The 22455-nt window shown below is 57.6% G+C and carries 16 protein-coding genes; 10 read left to right on the top strand and 6 right to left on the bottom strand.

The features are described from left to right. The first annotated feature begins 4 nt into the window (after positions 1–4). Positions 5–1756: a type I secretion system permease/ATPase gene (locus tag H4W29_RS26425; RefSeq protein ID WP_192731783.1), complete on the top strand. Its 1752-nt coding sequence runs from the start codon at positions 5–7 to the stop codon at positions 1754–1756. Next, a complete protein-coding gene (locus H4W29_RS26420) occupies positions 1753–3063 on the top strand; it encodes an HlyD family type I secretion periplasmic adaptor subunit (RefSeq protein WP_192731782.1) in 1311 nt (436 codons plus the stop codon). The genes H4W29_RS26425 and H4W29_RS26420 overlap by 4 nt, the downstream gene beginning before the upstream one ends. A gap of 91 nt (positions 3064–3154) precedes the next feature. Here H4W29_RS26420 and H4W29_RS26415 read toward each other — a convergent pair whose 3' ends face one another. Next, positions 3155–3775: a hypothetical protein gene (locus tag H4W29_RS26415; protein WP_192731781.1), complete on the bottom strand. Its 621-nt coding sequence runs from the start codon at positions 3773–3775 to the stop codon at positions 3155–3157. A 634-nt stretch (positions 3776–4409) separates the two neighbouring features. On the opposite strand from H4W29_RS26415, the gene H4W29_RS26410 reads away from it, so the two are divergent. From H4W29_RS26410 to H4W29_RS26390, 5 genes are all read left to right on the top strand, one after another. Then, on the top strand, positions 4410–5510 hold the full coding sequence (locus H4W29_RS26410; RefSeq protein ID WP_192731780.1) for a DUF4062 domain-containing protein: 1101 nt from the start codon (positions 4410–4412) through the stop codon (positions 5508–5510). 324 nt (positions 5511–5834) lie between these two features. Continuing rightward, a complete protein-coding gene (locus tag H4W29_RS26405; protein ID WP_192731779.1) occupies positions 5835–6548 on the top strand; it encodes a DUF2971 domain-containing protein in 714 nt (237 codons plus the stop codon). A 962-nt stretch (positions 6549–7510) separates the two neighbouring features. Next, on the top strand, positions 7511–8698 hold the full coding sequence (locus tag H4W29_RS26400; protein ID WP_192731778.1) for a hypothetical protein: 1188 nt from the start codon (positions 7511–7513) through the stop codon (positions 8696–8698). A 92-nt stretch (positions 8699–8790) separates the two neighbouring features. Beyond that, positions 8791–9885: a hypothetical protein gene (locus tag H4W29_RS26395; protein WP_192731777.1), complete on the top strand. Its 1095-nt coding sequence runs from the start codon at positions 8791–8793 to the stop codon at positions 9883–9885. A gap of 293 nt (positions 9886–10178) precedes the next feature. Then, positions 10179–10457, top strand: a complete 279-nt coding sequence (locus tag H4W29_RS26390; RefSeq protein WP_192731776.1) for a hypothetical protein — start codon at positions 10179–10181, stop codon at positions 10455–10457. A 371-nt stretch (positions 10458–10828) separates the two neighbouring features. Here H4W29_RS26390 and H4W29_RS26385 read toward each other — a convergent pair whose 3' ends face one another. The 4 genes from H4W29_RS26385 to H4W29_RS26370 all read right to left on the bottom strand — a co-directional run bounded on the left by H4W29_RS26385 (position 10829) and on the right by H4W29_RS26370 (position 15326). Then, a complete protein-coding gene (locus H4W29_RS26385; RefSeq protein ID WP_192731775.1) occupies positions 10829–11299 on the bottom strand; it encodes a hypothetical protein in 471 nt (156 codons plus the stop codon). A 407-nt stretch (positions 11300–11706) separates the two neighbouring features. Further along, positions 11707–12987, bottom strand: a complete 1281-nt coding sequence (locus H4W29_RS26380) for a M24 family metallopeptidase (protein ID WP_192731774.1) — start codon at positions 12985–12987, stop codon at positions 11707–11709. A gap of 13 nt (positions 12988–13000) precedes the next feature. After that, a complete protein-coding gene (locus H4W29_RS26375; protein WP_192731773.1) occupies positions 13001–14083 on the bottom strand; it encodes an FAD-binding oxidoreductase in 1083 nt (360 codons plus the stop codon). Then, a complete protein-coding gene (locus H4W29_RS26370; protein WP_192731772.1) occupies positions 14073–15326 on the bottom strand; it encodes an aromatic ring-hydroxylating oxygenase subunit alpha in 1254 nt (417 codons plus the stop codon). Before H4W29_RS26370 ends, H4W29_RS26375 begins: the two co-directional genes overlap by 11 nt. A gap of 106 nt (positions 15327–15432) precedes the next feature. On the opposite strand from H4W29_RS26370, the gene H4W29_RS26365 reads away from it, so the two are divergent. Beyond that, complete coding sequence (locus tag H4W29_RS26365; protein WP_192731771.1) at positions 15433–16320, top strand: LysR substrate-binding domain-containing protein; 888 nt, start codon at positions 15433–15435, stop codon at positions 16318–16320. Positions 16321–16345: 25 nt separating this feature from the next. On the opposite strand, the gene H4W29_RS26360 is transcribed toward H4W29_RS26365, so the two are convergent. Beyond that, a complete protein-coding gene (locus H4W29_RS26360; RefSeq protein WP_192732810.1) occupies positions 16346–16840 on the bottom strand; it encodes an Lrp/AsnC family transcriptional regulator in 495 nt (164 codons plus the stop codon). A 117-nt stretch (positions 16841–16957) separates the two neighbouring features. On the opposite strand from H4W29_RS26360, the gene H4W29_RS26355 reads away from it, so the two are divergent. Together H4W29_RS26355 and putA are read left to right on the top strand one after the other, a co-directional pair. Beyond that, positions 16958–18400: a Glu/Leu/Phe/Val family dehydrogenase gene (locus H4W29_RS26355; protein WP_192731770.1), complete on the top strand. Its 1443-nt coding sequence runs from the start codon at positions 16958–16960 to the stop codon at positions 18398–18400. Between the two features lie 253 nt (positions 18401–18653). Beyond that, positions 18654–22355: a trifunctional transcriptional regulator/proline dehydrogenase/L-glutamate gamma-semialdehyde dehydrogenase gene (putA, locus tag H4W29_RS26350; protein WP_192731769.1), complete on the top strand. Its 3702-nt coding sequence runs from the start codon at positions 18654–18656 to the stop codon at positions 22353–22355. Positions 22356–22455: the final 100 nt, after the last annotated feature.

Below are 22455 nucleotides of genomic sequence, written 5' to 3'. Positions count from 1 at the left end.
GAGTTTGTCGACGGGCACTTCAAAGCCGCCACAGGTGTTTCTTGTGGCGGTGCTTTTTTCACTGAAGAGAGCCGTTCTCGGCATCGGGGCGACGAGCGCCATCGTCAACATCCTGGCGCTGACGGGCTCATTCTTCATGTTGCAGGTCTACGACCGCGTCATTCCGGGTCGAAGTATTCCCACCTTGGCTGGCCTCGCCATCATCGCGGCCACGTTGTACGCCTTTCAAGGTCTCCTAGAACTCGTTCGCTCGATGCTCCTGGTTCGTATCGGCCTCTCCGTCGATGAGCGCTTCGGAGAAACAGTTCACAGTTCTCTGGTGCTGCTTCCGTCGCGCATGCAGGTTTCCGGTGACGGGCTGCAGTCGGTGCGCGACATGGATACGGTACGAGGTTTCCTGTCAGGTCCTGGACCAACGGCTTTGTTCGATATTCCCTGGATGCCGTTCTATCTGGGTCTTTGCTTTTTCTTCCACGTCTGGATCGGATGGACTGCTCTCGCCGGCGCCCTGATGCTCGTCGGCCTCACGATCCTGGCGGAACAGAAATCCCGCGAGCCTGCGAAGGAGGCCGCGAAAATCGCATCCGAACGAACTGCCCTTGCAGAAGCGACGCACCGAAATTCCGAAGCTGTTCTGGCGATGGGTTTCGGCCATCACCTTGGCCGGAAATGGCATGAAATCAATCATCGTTATCTTAGCAATCATCTGCGCTCATCGAACGTGATCGGCACACTCGGCACACTTTCGAAGATCCTTCGAATGATGCTGCAGTCTGCGGTGCTGGCCGTAGGCGCAGTGCTCGTGATCCGTCAAGAAGCATCCGGCGGGATCATGATAGCGAGTTCCATCCTCGTCAGTCGTGCGCTGGCCCCCGTTGAACTGGCGATAGGCCAATGGAAGGGATTTGCTGCGGCACGAAATAGCTGGTCTCGCCTGCTGCAGCTCTCGCAACTCATGCCGAGTAGCGAGCGCGAAGTATCTCTGCCTGCTCCGACGGTGGGGCTGAAAGTCGAGAACCTGCACCTTGCCGCACCCGGCTCAAAGAACCCAATTTTGCGGGGCATCTCCTTCGAGCTACGAGCCGGTGACGCGGTCGGCGTCATCGGTCCCAGCGCCTCGGGAAAATCATCACTTGCTCGGAGCCTCGTCGGCATATGGCAGCCGCTTGCGGGTGCGGTGCGTCTGGACGGCGCGATGCTGTCGCAATGGGACCCAGTGGCACTTGGCGAGCACATCGGATATCTGCCCCAGGACGTTTCCCTCTTTGGCGGATCGATTGCAGAAAACATAGCCCGCTTCGATCCTGAAGCATCATCCGAAAAGATCATCGCGGCGGCAAAGGCCGCGGGCGTCTATGACATGATCGTTCAATTTCCCGATGGATTCGACACGAAAATCGGAGAGCAAGGATCCACGCTTTCGGGCGGCCAGCGTCAGCGCATTGCCCTGGCGAGGGCCTTATACGGCAATCCTTTTCTTGTCGTTCTCGATGAGCCCAATTCCAACCTCGATGCGGAAGGGGAGGCAGCACTGACGAGGGCCGTCAGCGGTATCCGGGCACGTGGCGGCATCGCAATAGTCATCGCCCATCGTCCGAGCGCGCTTGCGGGTGTCGATTTGGTTCTCATTCTTGCAAATGGTCAGGCCCAAGCATTCGGCCCTAAGGACGAGGTCTTGAAAAAGGTAACGGCACCGCCCGTGGCAGCACCTACACCCGTCCGGCTGATGGTGTCAGGCGAGGGGGTGGCGCAATGAAATCCAGCCAGGCACCATTGGCAGAACGAGCCATCCGCCATCTGACGCTATTTGCTCTCGCAGCGATCGTCCTGTTGGTCGGAGTCCTTGGCGGCCTTGCAGCGACCATCCGGCTCCAGGGGGCCGTCATCGCCGCCGGGACGCTAGTGGTCGACAGCTACGTGAAGCCCGTTCAGCATCAGAAGGGTGGTACTGTTGGTGAGGTATTCGTCAAAAATGGCGACCTCGTCGAAGCCGGCCAGATACTCGTACATCTCGATGACACGCAGACGCGTGCCAGTCTGGCGATCGTCTCGAAGCGGCTGAAAGAGCTGGCCGCGCGAACGGCGCGCCTGACGGCCGAACGGGACGGAAGAGAGGCCATTTCCTTCCCAGAGACGCTCCTCGCACAGTATGAAGATTCGGAGATTGATGCGACGCTCGATGGCGAACAGCGCCTGTTCAATGATCGACGGTCATCGGCGAGGGGACGTAAGGCGCAGCTCGCCGAACGCGTTCGTCAACTCTCGAAGGAGGCGGAGGGGCTGACCGCGCAGCAGCAAGGCAAACAGGCGGCGATCTCCATCATCAACAAGGAACTCGCGAGCTTGCAGCCGCTGCTCGATCAGGGGATCATACCGGCGACCCGTGTCTATGCGTTGCAGCGAGAAGCTGCCGACCTCTCCGGAGAGCTTGGAAATCTCGTTGCGTCCGAGGCGCAGACAAAGGGAAGAATAGCCGAAACCGAGCTGCAGATCATTCAGGTTGATGATGACCAAAGAACTGAGGTATCGGACCAACTGCGCCAGGCGGAAAGCGAGATTGGAGAATATTCCGAGCGGCTCATTGCAGCCGAGGATGAGTTGCGGCATATCGATATTCGATCGCCACAGGCTGGAATAGTCCACGAACTAGCCGTTCATGCGCCGGGCGCCGTCATGACACCAGGCGAAGCGATCATGCAGATCGTGCCCATCAACGATGCCCTGACGCCGGAGCTTCGGCTTGCGCCTCAGGACATTGATCAGGTTGCAGTTGGGCAGGATGTGACACTCCGCTTTTCCGCGTTCAGCCAGCGAACCACTCCGGAATTAAACGGCCGAGTGACCAAGATTGCAGCAGACTTGATTGTCGATCAACGGACCGGCCAAGGTTATTATCGCCTCAGAGTTTCCATTCCCGTCGCTGAATGGGCGCGTCTTGATAATCTGACGCCTGTGGCCGGCATGCCAGTCGAAGCGTTCGTTCAGACTGGCGAGAGGACCGCACTCGCTTATCTTACGAAGCCTCTGGCCGATCAGGTCGTTCGGGCATTTAGAGAGGAATGAAACTGGCTTGCCGTAACCTGGGTTCTCAGAACACCGCATGCACGGCATCTTGCCGAACAGGATTCGAGTGCGGTGCTCCGGGGCGCTGCGTCTAGTACGGCGGGTTTTGAATCGTCGCAAAGTTAAATGTGTCAACCATGGTGCCGATGGGGTCGGGGAAATACCGATAAGTTGCAGCGGGCTTTCCATGCACAATGTAGTCCTTTTGCTCGACGTCACCCATCACGATCAAGGAAACCGTCACTGAGGAAGTTCCAAGCATCTTGAGCGCAACGATTCTCTCTTGCGCGCTCGCGCATTGCTCCCCGGCATCACATAACCGACCAATCAATCTCATTTGAGCGAAAGGCTCGAAACCTGGGAAAGACGTACCGCCGATGAACTCGACCTTGTCCTTGAAGGCCGACCATTCTGTCCCGGCCGTAATCTTGGCAAACATCGGGCCGGCATTTGCGAAGGTAAAGTCCTTCGCGACGAAGGGCGCTACCGTGGCGATCAAAAGCGTGACATGCTTTTCGCCGATCGAGCAATCAATCCACAGGTGGCGGTCATCAGATGGGTCGGGCTTGGTGTCGCGTGCTTTGCAGGCGGGATCGGCAGCCATGCTGGTATTGCCCGGCCCCCTTACAAGCCACATTGCCGCGGATGATTTCTCAGCGGGGACGGTCCAGAGGGTGAGAAGGGATACGATCGCGACAAATAGCTTTGGCATCGGATTTCCTGTCTTCATTCGTTGTCTTTGGGGAGGCGGCGAGGAACAGTGACAAGGAGGACGCTAAGACTGGAGCGGGTAGAACATCCATTTACACAGGAAGTGCACATTGATCGGCGTTCCTGATGTCCACTGACGGCGCCTCTGATGAATCATCGATGATGTTCCTCGTGCCGGATCAGCGCCTCCGTGTCCGGCTCACCCCCTTGAGTGCAGTGTGTATTGCCAAACCGACAGTCTGTGGCGTCCTGGGGGAACTGCGTATCCGATTTGACCAGGAGTCGCCTGCTCGCCACCGCAGAACTGTCAGTACCGGTACAGCATTTAAGGTCACGGAAAAGGATTCGATCACATTCGAACGATCGCCGATTCACGTTCCGCTTTGCGGTTGGAGGATTGAACAGTGGGATTCGTTTAGCCGACAGATCGACAGCAGCTACTTCTACTTCCAGGTTGCAGTCTCGGGACCCTCCACTTGCCATCCGATGGCAATATTTCGGCGTTTTTTCCAAGAAAATAAGCATTTCGCGGGGGATTCGAGGCAGCAGAATAGTAGCCTTCGTCCTGAAACGCGATTGTAGACTTTTCCACATGGACAACTATCGTGTGCGCACAGGACTCACCGAGTAATTCCATGACTGACAAGCGCTACCAAATTTTCATCAGCAGCACCTTCACAGATCTCCAAGAAGAGCGCCGAGCGGTCCAGGACGCCGTAATTTCTATGGGCGATTTCCCGGTGCAGATGGAGTCGTTCCCAGCGACCGACGAAACGCAGATGGCTTTCATCAAGCCGCTTATTGAGCAGAGCGACTACTACGTGCTTATTATCGGCGGCCGGTACGGAACCATTGATGATGTCGGCCTGAGCTTCACCCATCAAGAATTTCGGTATGCAGTCGAGAAGGAAGTTCCTGTCCTGGTGATGATCCACGGCAAGCCCGAAAACATCGCATCCGGAAAGACCGAGCAGACGGATGCGGGCCGAAAGAAGCTCAAAGAGTTCATCGGAGAGGCTCAGCACAAGCGCATTCGAAAAGATTGGGAGACGCTTGGTGACCTGAAGCTGGCAGTCAGGGAAGCTCTCGATCACGCAAAGAGAGCAAAGCCCAGGACGGGATGGGTCCGTGGTGACACCATTGCAAGCTTCACCGCCCTCGAAGAGCTCAATGAGGTCCGAAAGGAAAACGAAAAATTCAAGGAGGCTCTGGGCAATCTAGCCGTGGATATTCCCCTGCCCCAGATCCCTGCGATCAGCGACATGACGGTGTTGAACCTGATCCCGCTGACATTGAAGTACCGGTCCGGTGAGACGCGGGAGGGGAGCTCGGCAAAAATTCAAGGATCGTGGATATCCTTCTTTCCTTTGTTCTTCTCAAACCTCGTGGTCCAGACGGGTGATTGGAACGGGGAATACTACTGGCATATCGAACACGAAAAGTCCTGCGTTGCTATCGGATCCTCCATTGCAGGAGAACTGTCGTGGGCGGACACGACGAACCTTTTCACGATCTCCCGGGGAACTTTGGATAGGTTGATCGCCTATTACACCGAAGCTGGGCTGATGGTTTCCACTACAGATGGCCAGCGTGCGTTCACCGAAGCCGCGCAACGCGTCGCCAGGAGGCACCACATCGTCGATAAAGCAGCTTCTTTTAGCGTAATTGAAGGCGAGATATCAGTGAACACTATTCCTGCCTACAATCCCGACATCGAGAAGGACATCCCCTTCTAGTTATCTTTGTTCCGCCAAGCTCCTGATCGGATGTATTCCCCGAGATTGTGCAGGCCGATCCGTCGGTGTCGCAGTTCCTCGGCAATAGCCTTTAATCCGGCCCGCCAATCAGCTTGCTGTTCCGATATATCTATCGTTGAGCGTCGCCTTGAGGATTTCATTGTCCAGATCACGCTGCAGACGCAACACTTCTTTATTGCGCCAGTTGTCTTCTCCTATCGCGGACTGTCAAAGGATTTGATCGTGCCGCTTAAGTTTACGGTGGAGGCGTTGCAGAAGTACCGGTCCTAGTCGTATGTAAGCAGCAGTTTTGCGGGAGAACCGATGGTCGCAATAATCAAAGCTTATGCACGGCCGCGTCAACTTTATCGATATCGATCGCTCGTTGGGGACGAGCCAGAGAAGTTCCGGCAAGAGCTAGACGCGATAGTCCAGGGTCATGTCTATTGCCCAGGCTACAAATCCATGAATGATCCCATGGAGGGCAGCCATCGAGAATCCGCGCTCCTAAAGGGCAGCGTCCGCCGCGATCGAACCGTCGCCGAAGTGCGACAAGTCATCGATTCTCTGGGTATCGCTTCGTTCTCCGAGACGATGGATCATGAACCAATGTGGGCTCACTATGCTAAAAACTTCTCCGGGATTTGTGTCGAGTACAATGTGAAGCGGCTGCTCGACAATCTGGGCAATGAGAACGAACTCGTTCGCATGACCTACGGCGAGAAAGCGCCGATGCTGTACCGAGATCGAGAGACGGCCGAGAACCGTGCCAAGATGATCCTCTCATGCAAATCGGTCAGATGGGCCAGCGAAAGGGAATGGAGATTAATCCGGCCGACGATCGGAGCGGCCCCCTACGAGTTACGGACGGCTGTCACGTCCGTATATTTAGGATCGCGCATATCAGACGAGCATGAGGGTATAATACGAGCGGAGCTCCACCCGCTCAAAATCCCCGTCCGAAAGATGGAAGTGGATACCTACGCAATCGCCTTCGAGCCGAAGAAGAAGACGACCAGAATCAAAAAAACCAAATGATCTAGGTCGGATGTTTTCCCGGCCTTTATCTGGTGCCGAAGACCCGCTAGGCGGGACAGGATCAGAAATGGCGCCAACGGTTAGCGGAGAGTGCTCCAGCAGATCGTGAGCATATTGCATGGGACCGTGTTGTGGGCGCTATTGCATCTCTGACAGCGGGTGGAAGAGCTATCTGCGGAACTGAATATATCCTGCGGGCGCATATGGAACAATGAGTAGCCGTCGCCGAGTGCACTGCAAATGGCTAATACCATCGCTCTGAACGCTGTCTTCGAAGTCGAGCCCCTGCCTCATATCCAGCGACTTCCGGACCGGAGATGGGAGCGGATTTCCTTCAGGATTCCTTCCACCCTGACACCAGATCCATGCGTCGTCACAGCAGACAGCGGCCACTCCCTGATCAGCTCGGGATCATCGCTTTCCTGGGTTTTCGTCTTGGTCTTGGGCATCCCCAGCAGATGGTGTCGAAGGGATGGCGCGTCCACGGAACTTGGGATGATTTCCCACGTTTTCGAAGTCAGGGAGGAACCCATTGTCTGTGCCAACGAACCCATCATCCCGCCGCCAGCGCCACCCATCGATACGCCGCCGCAGGATCCCGACCGTGTGCCCGGCGACGAGCCTTCACCCGATCCCGAACCAGACGAACCTGCCAACCCAATGGTCCGCACCTCGGTCGAGCATTGCCCCACTTGGAGTGTTCTGTGTCGTGGGGTTCGTCCGCAGTGGGAGCAACAGTCATGGGCGGCGATTAAAGCTCGAAGACTTCACGAATGAACAGATGGTCCGACAGATTAATCGTGGACGCTCATCTCATATGTAATCAACAATTGCCGTTAGCATATAGTTATGACTTGCTGAAACTGCAAATCTTCTGAGGTGGAATCGCAATCATAGTCGATTTTTACTTTACTTAAGTGTAACCTGTAAGCGCCTTTCTTTTGGTAATGGCGGGGGAGCAAGTGAAGAAATCGACGAGATTTAGGGATGTCGAACAGCCAAGCGCTACCGACCCTGCCCAAAGTGCGATCACTCGTGCAATATTCCCACTCGTTGCATTCTCCACAATAGCTGGTGCTGTGATTGCTGCTGCTGCTCAGTGGCAAGCATTAACCGCCCTCTATTCCAAGGCGCCTCTCCAGATTGGAGCACTCTATGCGATCGTATTCTCAGCCGTTGGTATCGTGCTGCTGCGCGTGGCTGGCTCCAAAAATAAGGCAGCGCGGATCTGCGTAATAGTAGCTGCGCTGGCGGCCTATCTTCTCCTGGCTGTCTATCCGAACGCGTGCGGGTGGCTAGTGGACTGTGGTCCGTGGCGGGGCGGACCGCAACGAAGTCAATCGATGTTTTTGAACCCGGCGTATGCCGATGTACCCCCTGAACTGTCGATAGGGTATATTGGTGTTGATCCTACACGCTCCACGTTTGTACGAGCGCAAGCGTACAAAACGTCGATTCATGGTGAAGGTTTAGAATCCCCAGCGCTGACTTTCGAATATGATCGAAAGATGATGGCGGTTGTAGAAAGGGCAAGCTGCCGAGGAGTAAGAGGTGAAAAACCGATTGCCGACGCTCTTCCCGTGCTCAAGGGAATGTTGGCGGCAAAATCATCTGTCGCAGGCGAGCAAATATCGACCGTAAGCGGCTACAAAAACTTGATGATACATGGTGGCCCCTCTGCGTTTAACGAAATTCTACCGACACGAAGTGAACTCGAGAAGCTAAAGGCATCGAACCCGGCCGACTTTGCGATCGTCATGGACTGGCTGGTGAACTGCATTGGGCTGCTCGACCCAGTCCTTATTTGGAATATTCAGAATAATGGTGACAGGCCACTCACTATTGTCAGCGTCGACTATGATGTCTTGGATATAGGCAGCACCAAAGGCGGGATTCCACAAGTTACCGAACCGATAGATGTCTCTGCGCACGACTTGGAATGGAAGAAGGGTCGCCAGAGCCATGAAATCCAGCCTTACATCAAAATAGGCCCAAAAGAAGTGGCTGCCATCAGAATTCAGTTGCGTCTTCAAGCGGATGAACCAGGACTAAACTGGCTACTCAAGGCCACGTTCAACAGTGCCGAAGGTCCGGTCGCGGTTTCAAGTTTGTTTCAGATCTTTGGCGCAAAGTTCAAAAAGGAGAATTAGTTATGCGTTGCCAAAGTATGTTGGTTGCAGCAGCAGTCTCCTTCCTGGCTGCCAGTCTAACGTCTATTGTATCCAGTCGCGCCGAGACAATGTTGTCATTTGACGAGGGCAGGAGGATCTATATTGCGACACACGACGGACACGTCCAATTGTGGACGCCGGGCGCAGAACACCCCACAAAGGAAGTTGTTACTGGCGGAGAATACAGATCGCTCCGGGGGAAGTCGGCTCTTTTGCACCCGTTGCATGACGGGAAAATTTTATTCGTAGAAACAAATGGCAGAATTGTCTTGTTTGACCAACAGTTGAGCATCTTAAGCGCTCGAACGCTTTTTGGTGTGGGTGAGGAAGAGAAGCAGTCTAAAGAGCCTGTTCCGGGGCAACAAAGTATGATCGCATACGCCGCCACAGATGGACGGCAACTGGGGATTGGGTACGAGAAGTGGGGCGTAGGAATAAACTCGTTTCTCCTCCCTCTGGACCCCTACCTTGAGGAAGGAACCGAAAATCTTAATAAAATCGCAAAGGAGACATGGACGTATAACTCCGTGTTTAGATTTAGTTTTAAAAGTTCGCCATATATTAAGTTTATAATTAACGACTATATTGGAAAAACAGAAGAAGTTCAAAACGAAGATGAAGTATCAGCTATTGCGGTATGCAATAATTATACAATAATCGGCACGATGACGCGAAATATTCTATTTGTAGATAACGATAATTTCGATTCCGAGAGGTCTCGAGTAGTTAGTGTTCGCGAAAACAGTGAGGAAAATCTTGACGGGAAGATTGTGGACGTGGGATGCCTCGGAAAGGACTATGCATACTCCATTGCAATAGATGGCGACTTTGGCCACGTACAACTATGGGATATCAACGAAAAGAGTCTGCTGGATTGGATTGACGAAAAGAAAGGCGGACACATGGGAATGGCCTTCCGTGCGATCGCAAGTCAGCAGAATACCTTACTCACGCTCGGACATGGCGAGATAAAACTCTGGTCCATCAAGAACAGCAAGCTGGAGAAGATAGGTGAAGAATACTTTGACAGTGAGGGGGAGTGGTCAAATCAAGACTCCGATGCCGTTGCGCTAGCGGATGGATCGTTTCTGGTGTGGGACGGTGAGAGAATAAAAAAACTCAAGGCAGATGGCTCCAGTTTTGAGTACTTCGCCGGCCCGCAGTGATGGCCGATCAATGAGCGGCAATCGGCCCCCACCTAGAATGTAAGCAAACTTTTATGATTTCGGGGCGTTGCAGGGCAAGATCTGAACTGGTTAGTCAAAAGTGGCATCCTAAAGCGAAAGGCCGATTGAGCTACATACTGCTTCGCCATCGTCGGCAGCGGCCCGAGACAACGATCTTCGGGCCGACGTCATTCGAATCCCCTGTTTTGATCTCGGCCGCTGATTATTATGTGGGTCTCCTGTGGTGGTTGCGTTGTATTTCGGAGAATCCGGATCCCTGGATTCTGCGGGCAATGGCGGTGTATAGTGAAGCCCTGACAATAGAGGTCTACACGGTGGATTCCGACGAGCCGGTCATCGGCAATTCTGAGGTGAAGGAGCTGGAGGAACGAGTGCGCGAGCTTGAGCGCATTCTCGAACGCACGACGGAGGAGAACGAGTTCCTCCGCGAGGCCCTTTCCAGAGCCTACAAAAACAGGCCGGTACCGCGGCCGGTCCTGTTGCCGGAGGACCGTCCAGTGCTTTCCAGCCTCGCTGAGCTCAAGCACAAGCCCAAGCCGCACGGATCTTGACTCAAAGCGAACGATGCCGAGCGTCTGCCGCTGCATGCTTCACAACGATGTAGTAGAATGCCTCACTTTTGAAGAATGTGCGTGGCTAACACTCATCTTGATGATGAGGTCATCAATTTCCTCGATAGCGAAAAAGTCCCAGCGCTCAGTCTTGGCGGGATTGTCCAGGTCAACGGTAGCCACGCTTACGGCGAGATTGTAACCACCAATTCGGCCGCTCTAACTGCCGTCATCGAAAGAAGCCGATCGAGGATTGGCGGGCGAAATCCCGCCGGCCAAGTGGGAAAAAATGATTGCAGGGGTGACATTTGTCGGAAAGAAACGCTTCGGAGAAGAGCCAGCGCCTTCTGTGTCCCCGTCCTCCAGCAGATTTACTTCTCTCGTCTCGAGATCAGGATGGCCTCATATGGGGCACCCCAGTTCTCCGTCGATCTTCCGAAAAGCGCTATGGTCTCGACCCCCTCCTGATCCAGTTCGCCGCCAGCGAGGATCTTCATGATTTCCCGGTGTCTGCCGCGCAGTTCCTCCGGAAACAGGTAGAAGCCAACCCGCGCCTTCCTCGCCAGCGGCGGCGCGATGAAGAGGGTGTTGATATGCTTCGGATCCTTGAAGTGCTTTCGGACACCCTTTCGCAGCTTGACGAGATGTCTCTCGATCTCCCGCTGCTCCGATGGACTCGCCGAACTCAGCAGATGTAGACCGGCAGTCGTCCAACCCTTCGGCTGGCGTTCGCATAGGCGGGCGACGATCTGCCGGAAATGCGGGGACAACGACACCCGCGGCTTCGGGATTGGCACATGGGCGTCGCGACTATTGTAGTACTTGTCGATTGGAGCAGACATCCCCGCTGGCGCGAACACGTTTTCCTTGTCGGGCTTGCCGATGTTGAAGCCGACACAAGATACAGGCCCAGGAAGTCGAGCTCGTCGCCCATAAGCTCGTACGACTCCTGGAAATGCATCCGTTCGCTCAGGTAATGCTGACATCGACGCGCATATCACAAGGGTTTGAAAGAGGCTGTATTCGACCCGGCAAGACTGGTACAGCACAATCGCTCCGGCAGCAAACTGATGCAGGCTTACTTTCGGCAGCGAGGCGTGACGGTAAAATTTTCGGCTTCGTGAAGGCTTCCAGCGACATGCGACAGCCCGCGGTATCGCGCTCGATGAGGTCTGGCACCAAGCTTCGACCTTCGAATGCGAAATGAAATGCGGCGTCCGTCCGGCGCCGTGTGGTAGCCAGCATATCGTCAAAGATCTTCCCATGGGAACGTGTCGAGCCGCTCGGCTCCCTTAGCCGTCACGAGAGCCTGCGTTTCGAGCTTTATGCTTTCCGAACCTTCTTCCGCAATCAGACTCTCGACGTTGAGAACCATGTTCTCTTCGACAACGCCCTCGAATCCTGCGTCGAAGTCGGGATGGAGAAGAATTCCGGGCCATTCGTCTGCCATCCCTGTCCCATGGGCGGCGAGCGTATAGCGGTAGGGCTGGTACTTTTCGGGTATCTGCCAGCTTTTCTCATTGAACTCGCGAAACGTCATGCCGGGCCGGATGATCGACAGATTGTGGTCGATTTGATCTCGCGCTGCCGCGTAGAGCTCCTTTTGCCTGGCGGTCATTGCCACATGTCCGCAGGTCCAGGACCGAGATAGGTCCGCGCAGTAGCCGTACGGGCCAATCATGTCCGTGTCGAACGAGATCATCTCACCTCGCTGGACGACGTAGTCGGAGCATTCCTGATACCAGGGGTTCGTACGGGCGCCGGCTGTCAGGAGCTTGGTCTCCAGCCATTCGCCGCCGCTTCGAGCATTTTCGAAATGGAGTTCGGCCCAGATCTCGCGCTCGGTGCGGCCGGGCTCGGAGACCTCGTACATGCGAGCCATTCCTGCTTCGCAAACGCGAATTGTCCACCGCATGAGCTCGATCTCGTCCGAACTTTTGATCGACCGCGCGCGCTCGGCGAGCTCTTGGCCGTCGAGCAACGTGAAGCCACGCTGCCGGAGCTGCGCCGCAGGCGCCGGTTCCAAGCGATCGACGGCAATTCGGCTTGCACGACAGTGCAACCCGACGATCTCGGTGATCTCGCCCGCCCACACCTTCATCCTATCTTCGACCAGATTGCCTGCCGTAAAGAAGAGGAAAGACTTGGACGTCCGAACCTCGTCGATGCCAGGAAGCCCATCGTTGACGTGCTCGGATCCCTCGAATTCAAACATTATCGCCGGACCATCGGCGAGAATGAGCGCGTATCGCGAAGGATTGTGCATTGTCCAGATGCTCATGTTCGAACAGTCGAACGCGTAGCGGATGTTGACCGGATCATAGAGAATTAGGGCTGGACAATCCCACTCTCGCATTTTTTCGCGCAGTCTACCGAGGCGATAACGTCGGGCCCTGTCTAGTGTCGAACCAGGTATAGGGCTGATGAGCGGGCGATCCGCCCCTTTCGGATTCAGATATGCCTGTTTGCGCTCGTCTTTGAATACGGTAGAACCGCTCGCATTTGGCGAGTTGTCTTCGCTACACAGCATGAGGAACTCTGCCTTATCGTTCGACCACCAGGTCGCTGAGAGGTTTCGAGCAGCATGGAAGGAACAGGCCGGCATCGATCTCGCGCTGGCGGATGCCCCCGTTGTGGTTCATTTCCACCGAGCCCGAAACGAGCTTCGATTTGCAGGTACCACAAACACCGTTGGAACAGGATGAGGGCAGCCTGACGCTGCCCTTCTTCGCAGCGGCAAGCACTGTCTGGTCGGAAGACACTTCGAGCGTACGCTTCTGCTTCGTGAACTCGACTTGATAGACTTTGCCGGGCGGCTGCACTTCTACGTCCAGTCCCGGCTCGTCGATAACTGCCGTGTCGAAGCTTTCCTCGATGTAGTTCGAGGGCGGAACGCCCAGCGCCGCCGTTATCGAACGCGCCGCCGCCATGAAGGGGGCCGGGCCGCAGCACATGACGACGCGCTCCGCGATGTCAGGCACGGCGAGCTTCAGAAATTCAGGCGAGATCCGGCCTGTCAGGCCCGGCCAATGTAGCTCGCCGAGGACTGTCTCCGGAAGGAACTGCAGCCGCAGCCCTCTCATTCGCGATGCCAGATACGCCAGCTCGTTTCGAAAGATGAGGTCGAGCGGAGTCCGTGCCGCGTGAAGGAAGACGATGTCCGCAGGTTCGTAGCTGTCCGCCAGATCACGCGTGATCGACATGACGGGCGTGATACCGGAGCCGCCCGAAAGAAGCAGAAGTTTCTTCCCGCGCGATTTCGGCCGGATGAAGTGACCGAGCGGCCCCTGACCCTTGACGGTCATGCCGGCTTTCATGTTGTCGTGCAGCCAGTTCGAGACCTTGCCGCCGGCTACACGCTTGACCGTGACAGTGAAGGCGTTGGTGCGGTGAGGGGACGACGAGATGCTGTAGCACCTCGCTTCGCGTTCTGTGTCTGTCGGGAAGTCGAACAGGAAGTATTGTCCGGCTTCGAAGTTGAACCGCTTGCCCTCTGGCGACGCGAAGGTGAAGCTCTTGACGTCGTGCGTTTCCTGATGGACGTCGAGACACACGAGCGTCTCGTCGTGCTCGCGATCCCATGCGGGCGCCTGGCCCCGCTGCAATTGTGCGAACTCAATACCCATGAGCGCGCATCCGATCGATGTACCAAGTCGCGAACTTGTCGAGGTTGGTTTCAGAGAAACGCGAATAGGGGCCTGGTTGATAGGCCGGATCGAGTGCGCCGGCATGCGAGCGGGCGACCAGGTCGGCGTCCTGGTCCGTCGTCGCGATCCAGACGTCGGTCAGCTTGTCGAGATCATAGTCCTTGCCTTCCACGGCATCCTTGTGGACGAGCCACTTGGTGCGGACCAGCGTGCGACCTGCGGAGAGCGGGATGACGACGGCGACGACCGCGTGGTCACCCATGAAGTGGTTCCAGCTGTTGTGGCCCCAAAGGTGAGTGTCACCCAGGTCCTTGCGCGTCATCTGACCGAGAAGCTTGGACGAGGCGGCAGTGGCGTCGTGCGTCTGGGACTCGCCTGCGCCGGCTATGATCAGACGCTGAGTGCGGAAGTTCGTCGCGCAGTCGACGAGTTGCTCGACTGCCGTCGACGGGAAGCCGTCCGCCTCCCATGCCTTGGTGCGCTCGTCATAAAGCCGCAGATGCTCGGCTGCCTGTTCGCGGTCTTCCGGGCTCAAGGTCTCCGGGTCGAAGCCGAAGTCGAGATCAACGAAGGATACGCAGAGCTCGGGATGGTTGGCGGAGCAATGGTAGCATTCACGATTGTTCTCCATCGTGAGCTTCCAGTTGCCGTCCTCGATGACGTCGGTCTGGTGCGCGATCTTAGCGTTGCGGATGTCGTAGGGGGCCAGCCGCTCGATCATCGTCTGCTCGAGGTTTGCGATATCCTCCGGCGGATTGTCCGAAAGGCAAACGTAGATCAGGCCGCCGATCGACTTGAAGGTCACGGGCTTCAGGCTGTGGCACTGCTTGTCCAAATCCTTGCCCATGTGCGGAGCGTAGCTGAGTTCTCCCGTAAGCTCGTAGGTCCAGGTATGGTAGGGGCAGACCAGCTTCGAGACGATGGATTTCCCGGCGTCGAGCAGGCGCGCGCCACGATGGCGACAGACGTTGTGCAGCACACGGATCTCGCCGTCGTCGTCGCGCAGCAGGATGAGGCTTGTCTTGCCGATATCGACCACGGTCGCATCGCCCGGCTCCGGTATGTCGCAGTCAAGACCGACGCAGATCCAATGCTTATGGAAGAAGACATCGATGTCGGCTTCGAAAACATCTTCGCTGATGTAAAGGCCGGCCGGCAGCGCGTGGCCGTCTGCGCGCGCTTCGAGAAGAGCAGAAATGTCGGAGGGAAGCCTGTTTAGCATAATAACCTCTTATGGATTGATGGACGGCACTTTGCGCTTGCATCTCCCACGCTTCAACGGCATTTATTTTTCACGATCCATAATGTTATGTAATGCGAGAACGATCATGAATTTTCGGCGTCGAATACCTTCGCTAACGGCGTTGATGACGTTGGAGGCGGCTCTCCGCCATCGCAGCTTTACTGCTGCTGCGGTCGAGCTCGGCGTGACGCAGGCGGCGGTCAGCCGGCAGATCGCAGTTCTTGAGGAAGAGCTCGGGCTGCCAATGTTCGTCCGCAAGCACCGCGCTATCGAGCCGACGCCGGGGTGCCTCACGTTAGGCACCACTCTCGCGCAATGCTTCGCTAGTATCGCCGACACGGTCGACGCCGTCCGATCGTCTGAGCAGGATGTCGTCACGATCGGGGCGACGGTTGCCTTTTCATCGTTCTGGCTGCTGCCACGACTGGCGGAGTTCCGCAGGGAAAATCCGGGCGTGCAGATCCGGGTGATTTCCCAGGATGCCAGGATTGATCTCGATGCGGGCGGCGTGGACATCGCTATACGCTATGGGAGACCGCCCTTCGCGGACGCCAAGATCGTCGGCTCGAAGGAGGATGCCATCGTTCCGGTTTGCTCGCCGGAATACCTTTGGAGGCGACACTCGACCGAGCTCTCGGACGCAGACGAATTCATCGAGACCGACGTACACGACAGGTCGTGGTTGTCCTGGGCGCAGTGGAACGAGGAGACCGGTCGGCGCCTGCGTGCTAAGCCGCATCTGCGGTTCAACCACTACACGGAAGCGATCGCAGCCGCGCGAGCGGGGCAGGGTGTTGCCCTAGGTTGGCGGCTTTTGGTCCAGACGTTCCTGGAGGATGGGACACTCGTCGCATTGGAAGAGGCCGAGATGCCGACTGAAGAGAGATATTACGTCTTGCTGCCGGCACGAACCCGACGAACCTCTTCCGCGGAGCATGCCGCGGATTGGCTTGCAACGGCTCTCACACGCTAGGGCACAGGTTCAGTTCAGCCCATTCCTAGAGCAATCCAGAGCCGGTCCGATCCCATCTCTCCTTAACCGTCTCCATCGCCGGGTTGGTTGACGTGCTCGCGACATGCGGCAGCGTCGAGATTTTTTCCCCTAGCACGCGTCGATACTTCCCGATGTCACGCGTCCTTACCTTGAGGATATAGTCGAAACGGCCGGCGATCATGTGGCATTCTTCGACCTCCTTGATCTTCTTCACAGCCTCGTTGAAGCTCGTCAGTGCGCTCTCCGTCGTGTTGGAAAGCTTCACTTCCACAAATGCCACGTGCTCGAGCTGCATCTTCGACGGGCTGAGAACGGCCCTGAATCCTTCGATGAAGCCATCAGAAACGAGGCGCCGGAACCGTAGCTGGCATGGCGTCTTTGAAAGCCCGACGCGCGCCGCGAGATCGGTGATGGACATGCGACCGTCCTCAAGAAGAGCTTCGATGATCTTCCGATCGAATTGGTCAAGTTCACTAAAGGTGGCCGGTTCTGTAGGCATTATGGGTTTCTCGCAGGCTGAAAATAAATTCATATCGCCTGAAATGCCGCAAAATCAAGTCGGATCGATATCGCGCGTCGTGCTATTTCTTTCTCAACAGCTATTTGGAGGAAGAGCATGGACGCCGTCAGGATCAAGCAGACCCGGGATTGCGCGCAGGAGGGGACCTTCCTCGACAGCGTCGAAAGCTACATCGACCGCGCGCTCGAACATCTCGATCTCTCAGAAGGCCTCGCGGAACGTATCCGTGCCTGCAATTCTACCTACACCGTGCGCTTCGGGGTCCGTCTTCGCGGTCGTATGTACAGCTTCACCGGATGGCGCTCGGTTCACAGCGAGCACGTTGAGCCTGCCAAGGGCGGTATCCGCTATGACGCGTCGGCGAACGCGAACGAAGTAGAGGCCCTGGCGGCGCTCATGAGCTTGAAATGCGCGCTCGTCGACGTCCCGTTCGGCGGTTCGAAGGGAGCCCTTTGCATCGATCCCAAGCAGTGGGAGGTTCATGAACTCGAACGCATCACCCGCCGCTTCACCCAGGAGCTCGCGAAACGCAACCTGATCTCGCCCGGCAGGAACGTGCCGGCCCCGGACATGGGGACTGGAGAGCGCGAGATGGCGTGGATGGCGGACGAATACAAGCGCACAGGGCCGGCCGACATCGTGAACGCGAACGCATGCGTCACCGGAAAGCCGCTCTCCCGCGGCGGCATAGCGGGGCGCACCGAAGCGACCGGACGTGGTGTGCAGTACGCGATCCATTGCTACCTTCGCGACACCGCCCACGCTGGGATCGGCGGGCGCCGTGATCTTTCGACGATGACGGTCACGGTTCAAGGATTTGGCAATGTCGGCTACCACGCCGCAAAGTTTCTAAGCGAGGAGGACCGTGCGAAGATCGTCTGCATCGTCGAACGCGACGGCGTCATCTCCAATCCTGAGGGACTCGACGTCGAGGCTGTTCATCAGCATAGGCTGCGAACAGGCAGCATCCTCAGATTCGAAGGCGCCGAAAGCTCTCCGGACAAGGATCGCGGCCTTGAGATCGCCTGCGACATCCTCATTCCCGCTGCGATGGAGAACGCGATCACCATCGACAACGCAGGTCGGATCCGGGCGAAGCTTATCGCCGAGGCCGCGAACGGCCCCGTGTCCTTTCAGGCGGAGAAGATCCTGTTCCAGAACGGTGTCGTCATCCTTCCCGATCTCTTCGTCAATGCCGGCGGCGTCATCGTCTCCTATTTCGAATGGGTAAAAAACCTGACCCATATACCGTTCGGTCTGATGGAGCGCCGCCGCCGCGAGCGCCGCAATTCGCAGATTACGAGCGCACTTGAGTCGATGACAGGCAGGGCATTTCCCGAGGAGATGAGAGACGAGTTTCTCGAAGGCGGTCGGGAGATCGACCTGGTTCGATCCGGATTGGACGACGTCATGCGAGGGGCGTATCATCGCATGGCATCCGTTCTTACCCAGCGGCCGGAGATCAAGGATTTCCGCACCGCGGCCTACTACGTCGCTCTGAAGGAAATCGGCGATGCGTACAAGGCAATTGGCATCTGATCGCGAGGACGAACGATGAAGCGCGATGCAAAAACTGACGAAACAAAAAATGCAGTCGATCTGACCGAACGATATCGCCCCGTCGGTCTAGGCGCCGTGCGAGCGGCTTACAGCGTTGGGCCGGCTAGGAAGGCGGCCTCGATTAAGGACGATGCCTCCGCGCGTCTCCTTCTCCCCGAACACGCGCCGGACTGAAGTAGGTCAGACGCGTGCACCAAATCTCTAAAACAATGTTCCTCGATAGGTTCTGAAAATGCTCAAAGTGGTCGCCGACAACAGTGCTGGTAACAGCTCTTCCCAGCCTTTCGCCCAGTTCGCTCCGCCGATCCGCGAACAGTCCGATCTGCGCAAGACGATCACCGCGGCATATCGCCGGCCGGAGACTGAATGCCTTCCGCCGCTCGTCGCAGCCGCCAGGGTCCCGGATGATATGAAAGGGACGATCCGCGGCACCGCCCGCAGGCTGATCGAGGCGCTGCGAGCCAAGCATAAGGGCACCGGCGTCGAGGGACTGGTGCAGGAATATTCGCTGTCGAGTCAGGAGGGCGTCGCCCTCATGTGTCTTGCTGAAGCCCTGCTGCGCATTCCCGATACGGCGACACGTGATGCGCTGATCCGCGACAAGATTTCCGAAGGCGACTGGAAGTCCCATGTCGGCGGTGGCCGTTCGCTGTTCGTCAACGCCGCGACCTGGGGACTGGTCGTCACCGGCAAGCTGACATCAACGGTCAACGACCGCAGCCTTGCCGCAGCACTGACCCGGCTGATCGCCCGCTGCGGCGAGCCGGTCATCCGCCGCGGCGTCGATATGGCGATGCGGATGATGGGCGAGCAGTTCGTCACCGGCCAGACGATCGACGAGGCGCTTAAGCGGGCGCGCCCGCTGGAAGCTCGCGGCTTCCGTTATTCGTACGACATGCTGGGCGAGGCAGCGACCACAGCGAAGGATGCGGAGCGCTACTACCGCGACTACGAAAACGCCATCCACGCGATCGGCAAGGCTTCGGCCGGCCGCGGCGCCTATGAAGGTCCGGGCATCTCGATCAAGCTGTCGGCGCTGCATCCTCGCTATGTCCGCGCTCAGTCGAAGCGCGTCATGGACGAGCTTCTGCCGCGCGTGCGTGCTCTGGCGCTTCTGGCCAAGAACTACGACATCGGCCTTAACATCGACGCCGAAGAAGCCGACCGGCTCGAGCTGTCCCTGGACCTGCTTGAGGAACTCAGCCTTGACGCCGAACTCGCCGGCTGGAACGGTCTCGGTTTCGTCGTCCAGGCCTATGGCAAGCGCTGCCCGTTCGTACTCGACTATATCATCGACCTCGCACGCCGCTCCGGCCGCCGCATGATGGTGCGCCTTGTCAAGGGCGCTTACTGGGACGCCGAGATCAAGCGTGCCCAGCTCGACGGTCTGCCGGACTTCCCGGTCTATACGCGCAAGATCCACACCGACGTCGCCTATGTCGCATGCGCTCGCAAGCTGTTGGCAGCAGCCGACGCCATCTTCCCGCAATTTGCGACTCACAACGCGCAGACACTGGCAACGATCTACCATCTGGCCGGCCCTGACTTTAGGGTCGGAAAATACGAGTTCCAGTGCCTGCATGGCATGGGCGAGCCGCTCTACGACGAGGTCGTCGGCAAGCAGAAGCTCGACCGGCCGTGCCGCATCTATGCTCCCGTCGGCACCCATGAGACACTGCTCGCCTATCTTGTCCGGCGCCTTCTCGAGAACGGCGCCAACTCCTCCTTCGTGAACCGGATCTCCGATCCCAGCGTTTCCGTCGACGACCTGATTGCCGATCCGGTGGACCTGGTTGAGGCTAACGATCCCGTGGGGAAGCCCCACGATCTCATCGCCCTCCCGAAGGACCTCTACGGTGCCGACCGCAGGAATTCATCGGGTCTCGATCTTTCGAACGAGGACGAGCTCAACCAGCTCGCCGAAAGCCTTGTCGCGACGACGAAAATGTCCTGGCACGCGCTCCCGCTGCTTGCCGACGGTTCTGAAGACGGTGTTACGCGACCGATCCTGAATCCGGCCGATCACGGCGATGCCGTGGGTCTGGTCACCGAGGTCAAGATCGAGGACGCGGCGAAGATCGCTGCACTTGCCGCTCGCGGAGCCCAGGAGTGGGCGCTCGTATCTCCAGGCGACCGCGCAGCCTGCCTCGATCGCGCCGCGGATATCATGCAGGATCGCATCGAAACGCTGATGGGCATCATCATGCGTGAGGCGGGCAAGTCGGCCGCGAACGCGATCGGTGAAGTGCGCGAGGCGATCGACTTCCTGCGCTATTATGCCGATCAGGTTCGAAAGACTTTGGGTCCGGCGCACGCGCCACTTGGCGCGGTCCTCTGCATCAGCCCGTGGAATTTTCCGCTGGCTATCTTCACGGGTCAGGTGGCCGCGGCGGTCGTCGCGGGCAATTCCGTCATGGCGAAGCCGGCTGGCGTCACGCCGATTATTGCGTCCGAAAGCGTCAAGATCCTGCACGAGGCTGGAATTCCGCGCGGTGCCCTCCAATTCGTGCCCGGCAGCGGCCGGCTCGCATCGGCGATCATCGATTGCCGTGAAACTGCCGGCGTGATGTTCACGGGATCGACGGGCGTCGCACGCATGATTCAAGCCCAGCTCGCCAAGCGACTTTCTGAGTCGGGAAAACCGATTCCGCTGATCGCCGAGACCGGCGGCCAGAACGGCATGATCGTCGATTCCTCCGCACTTGCAGAACAGGTGGTGGCGGACGTGATCACCTCGGCTTTCGATAGCGCGGGCCAGCGCTGCTCGGCGCTGCGCGTCTTGTGCCTCCAGGAGGACGTCGCCGACCGGACGCTGACAATGTTGAAGGGCGCGCTTCAGGAATTGACGATCGGTCGGACGGACATGCTCAAGGTCGACGTTGGACCGGTCATCAGTATCGATGCAAAGAACGAGATTGACGAGCATATTGCAAAGATGCGTGCTGCCGGCTGCAAGGTCGAACAGCTTCCGCTGCCGGAAAGCGTGGATCTTGGAACCTTCGTTCCACCGACGATTATCGAACTCAAGAAGCTGTCGGACCTGACGAAGGAAATCTTCGGCCCCGTACTTCACGTTATTCGCTATCGCAGGGAGAACCTGGATCGCCTGATCGACGATATCAACGGCTCAGGCTACGGCCTGACTTTCGGCCTGCATACGCGCCTCGACGAGACCATCGCGCATGTGACGAGCCGCGTGCAGGCGGGCAACCTCTATGTGAACCGCAATATCATCGGCGCTGTTGTCGGCGTTCAACCCTTCGGCGGCCGCGGCCTCTCCGGCACGGGTCCGAAGGCTGGTGGTCCGCTTTATATCGGCCGGCTCGTCCAGAAGGCACCTGTGCCGCCGCAGCACAGCTCCGTCCATATCGATCCGGCGCTTGCCGATTTTGCCGTGTGGCTCTCGGCCAAGGGCAAGAGCGACGATGCCGAGGCGGCTCGCGAACTCGGCAGCCTATCGGCGGTCGGACTGCAGAAAGAGCTCGTCGGTCCGGTCGGCGAGCGCAATCTCTACGCTCTCCATCCACGTGGCCGTGTGCTTCTCGTTCCGTCAAGCGAGCGCGGGCTCTACCGGCAGATTGCCGCGGCTCTCGCAACCGGCAACCAGCTTGTCACCGACGAAGCTTCAGGTCTTCGCCAGACGCTGAAAGACCTGCCCGCCAGCGTCGCCCATCGCATCGCCTGGACATCGGACTGGAACAAGGATGGTCCCTTCGCCTCGGCTCTCGTCGAAGGGGACGCTGAGCGGATAATGAAGGTCAACCAGCTGATCGCCGCGCTCGATGGCCCACTGGTTCTGGTGCAGTCGGCAACGACGGCGGAGATCGAGAACGATATCGAAGCCTATTGCTTGAACTGGCTGGTCGAAGAGGTTTCCACGTCGATTAACACGGCAGCGGCCGGCGGCAATGCCAGCCTGATGACGATCGGTTGACTGCTACTCGACGCTCGCGCTGGGCGCGGGCGTCGAGGATGCTCGTGGCATGCCGCAGTGGCAATCTTGCCACGCCTAGGAACCAGCCTGTCTTGAAGCG

The sequence above is a fragment of the Rhizobium viscosum genome (assembly GCF_014873945.1).
GTDB lineage: Bacteria > Pseudomonadota > Alphaproteobacteria > Rhizobiales > Rhizobiaceae > Rhizobium > Rhizobium viscosum.
This window is presented reverse-complemented; position numbering and strand designations above follow the sequence as displayed.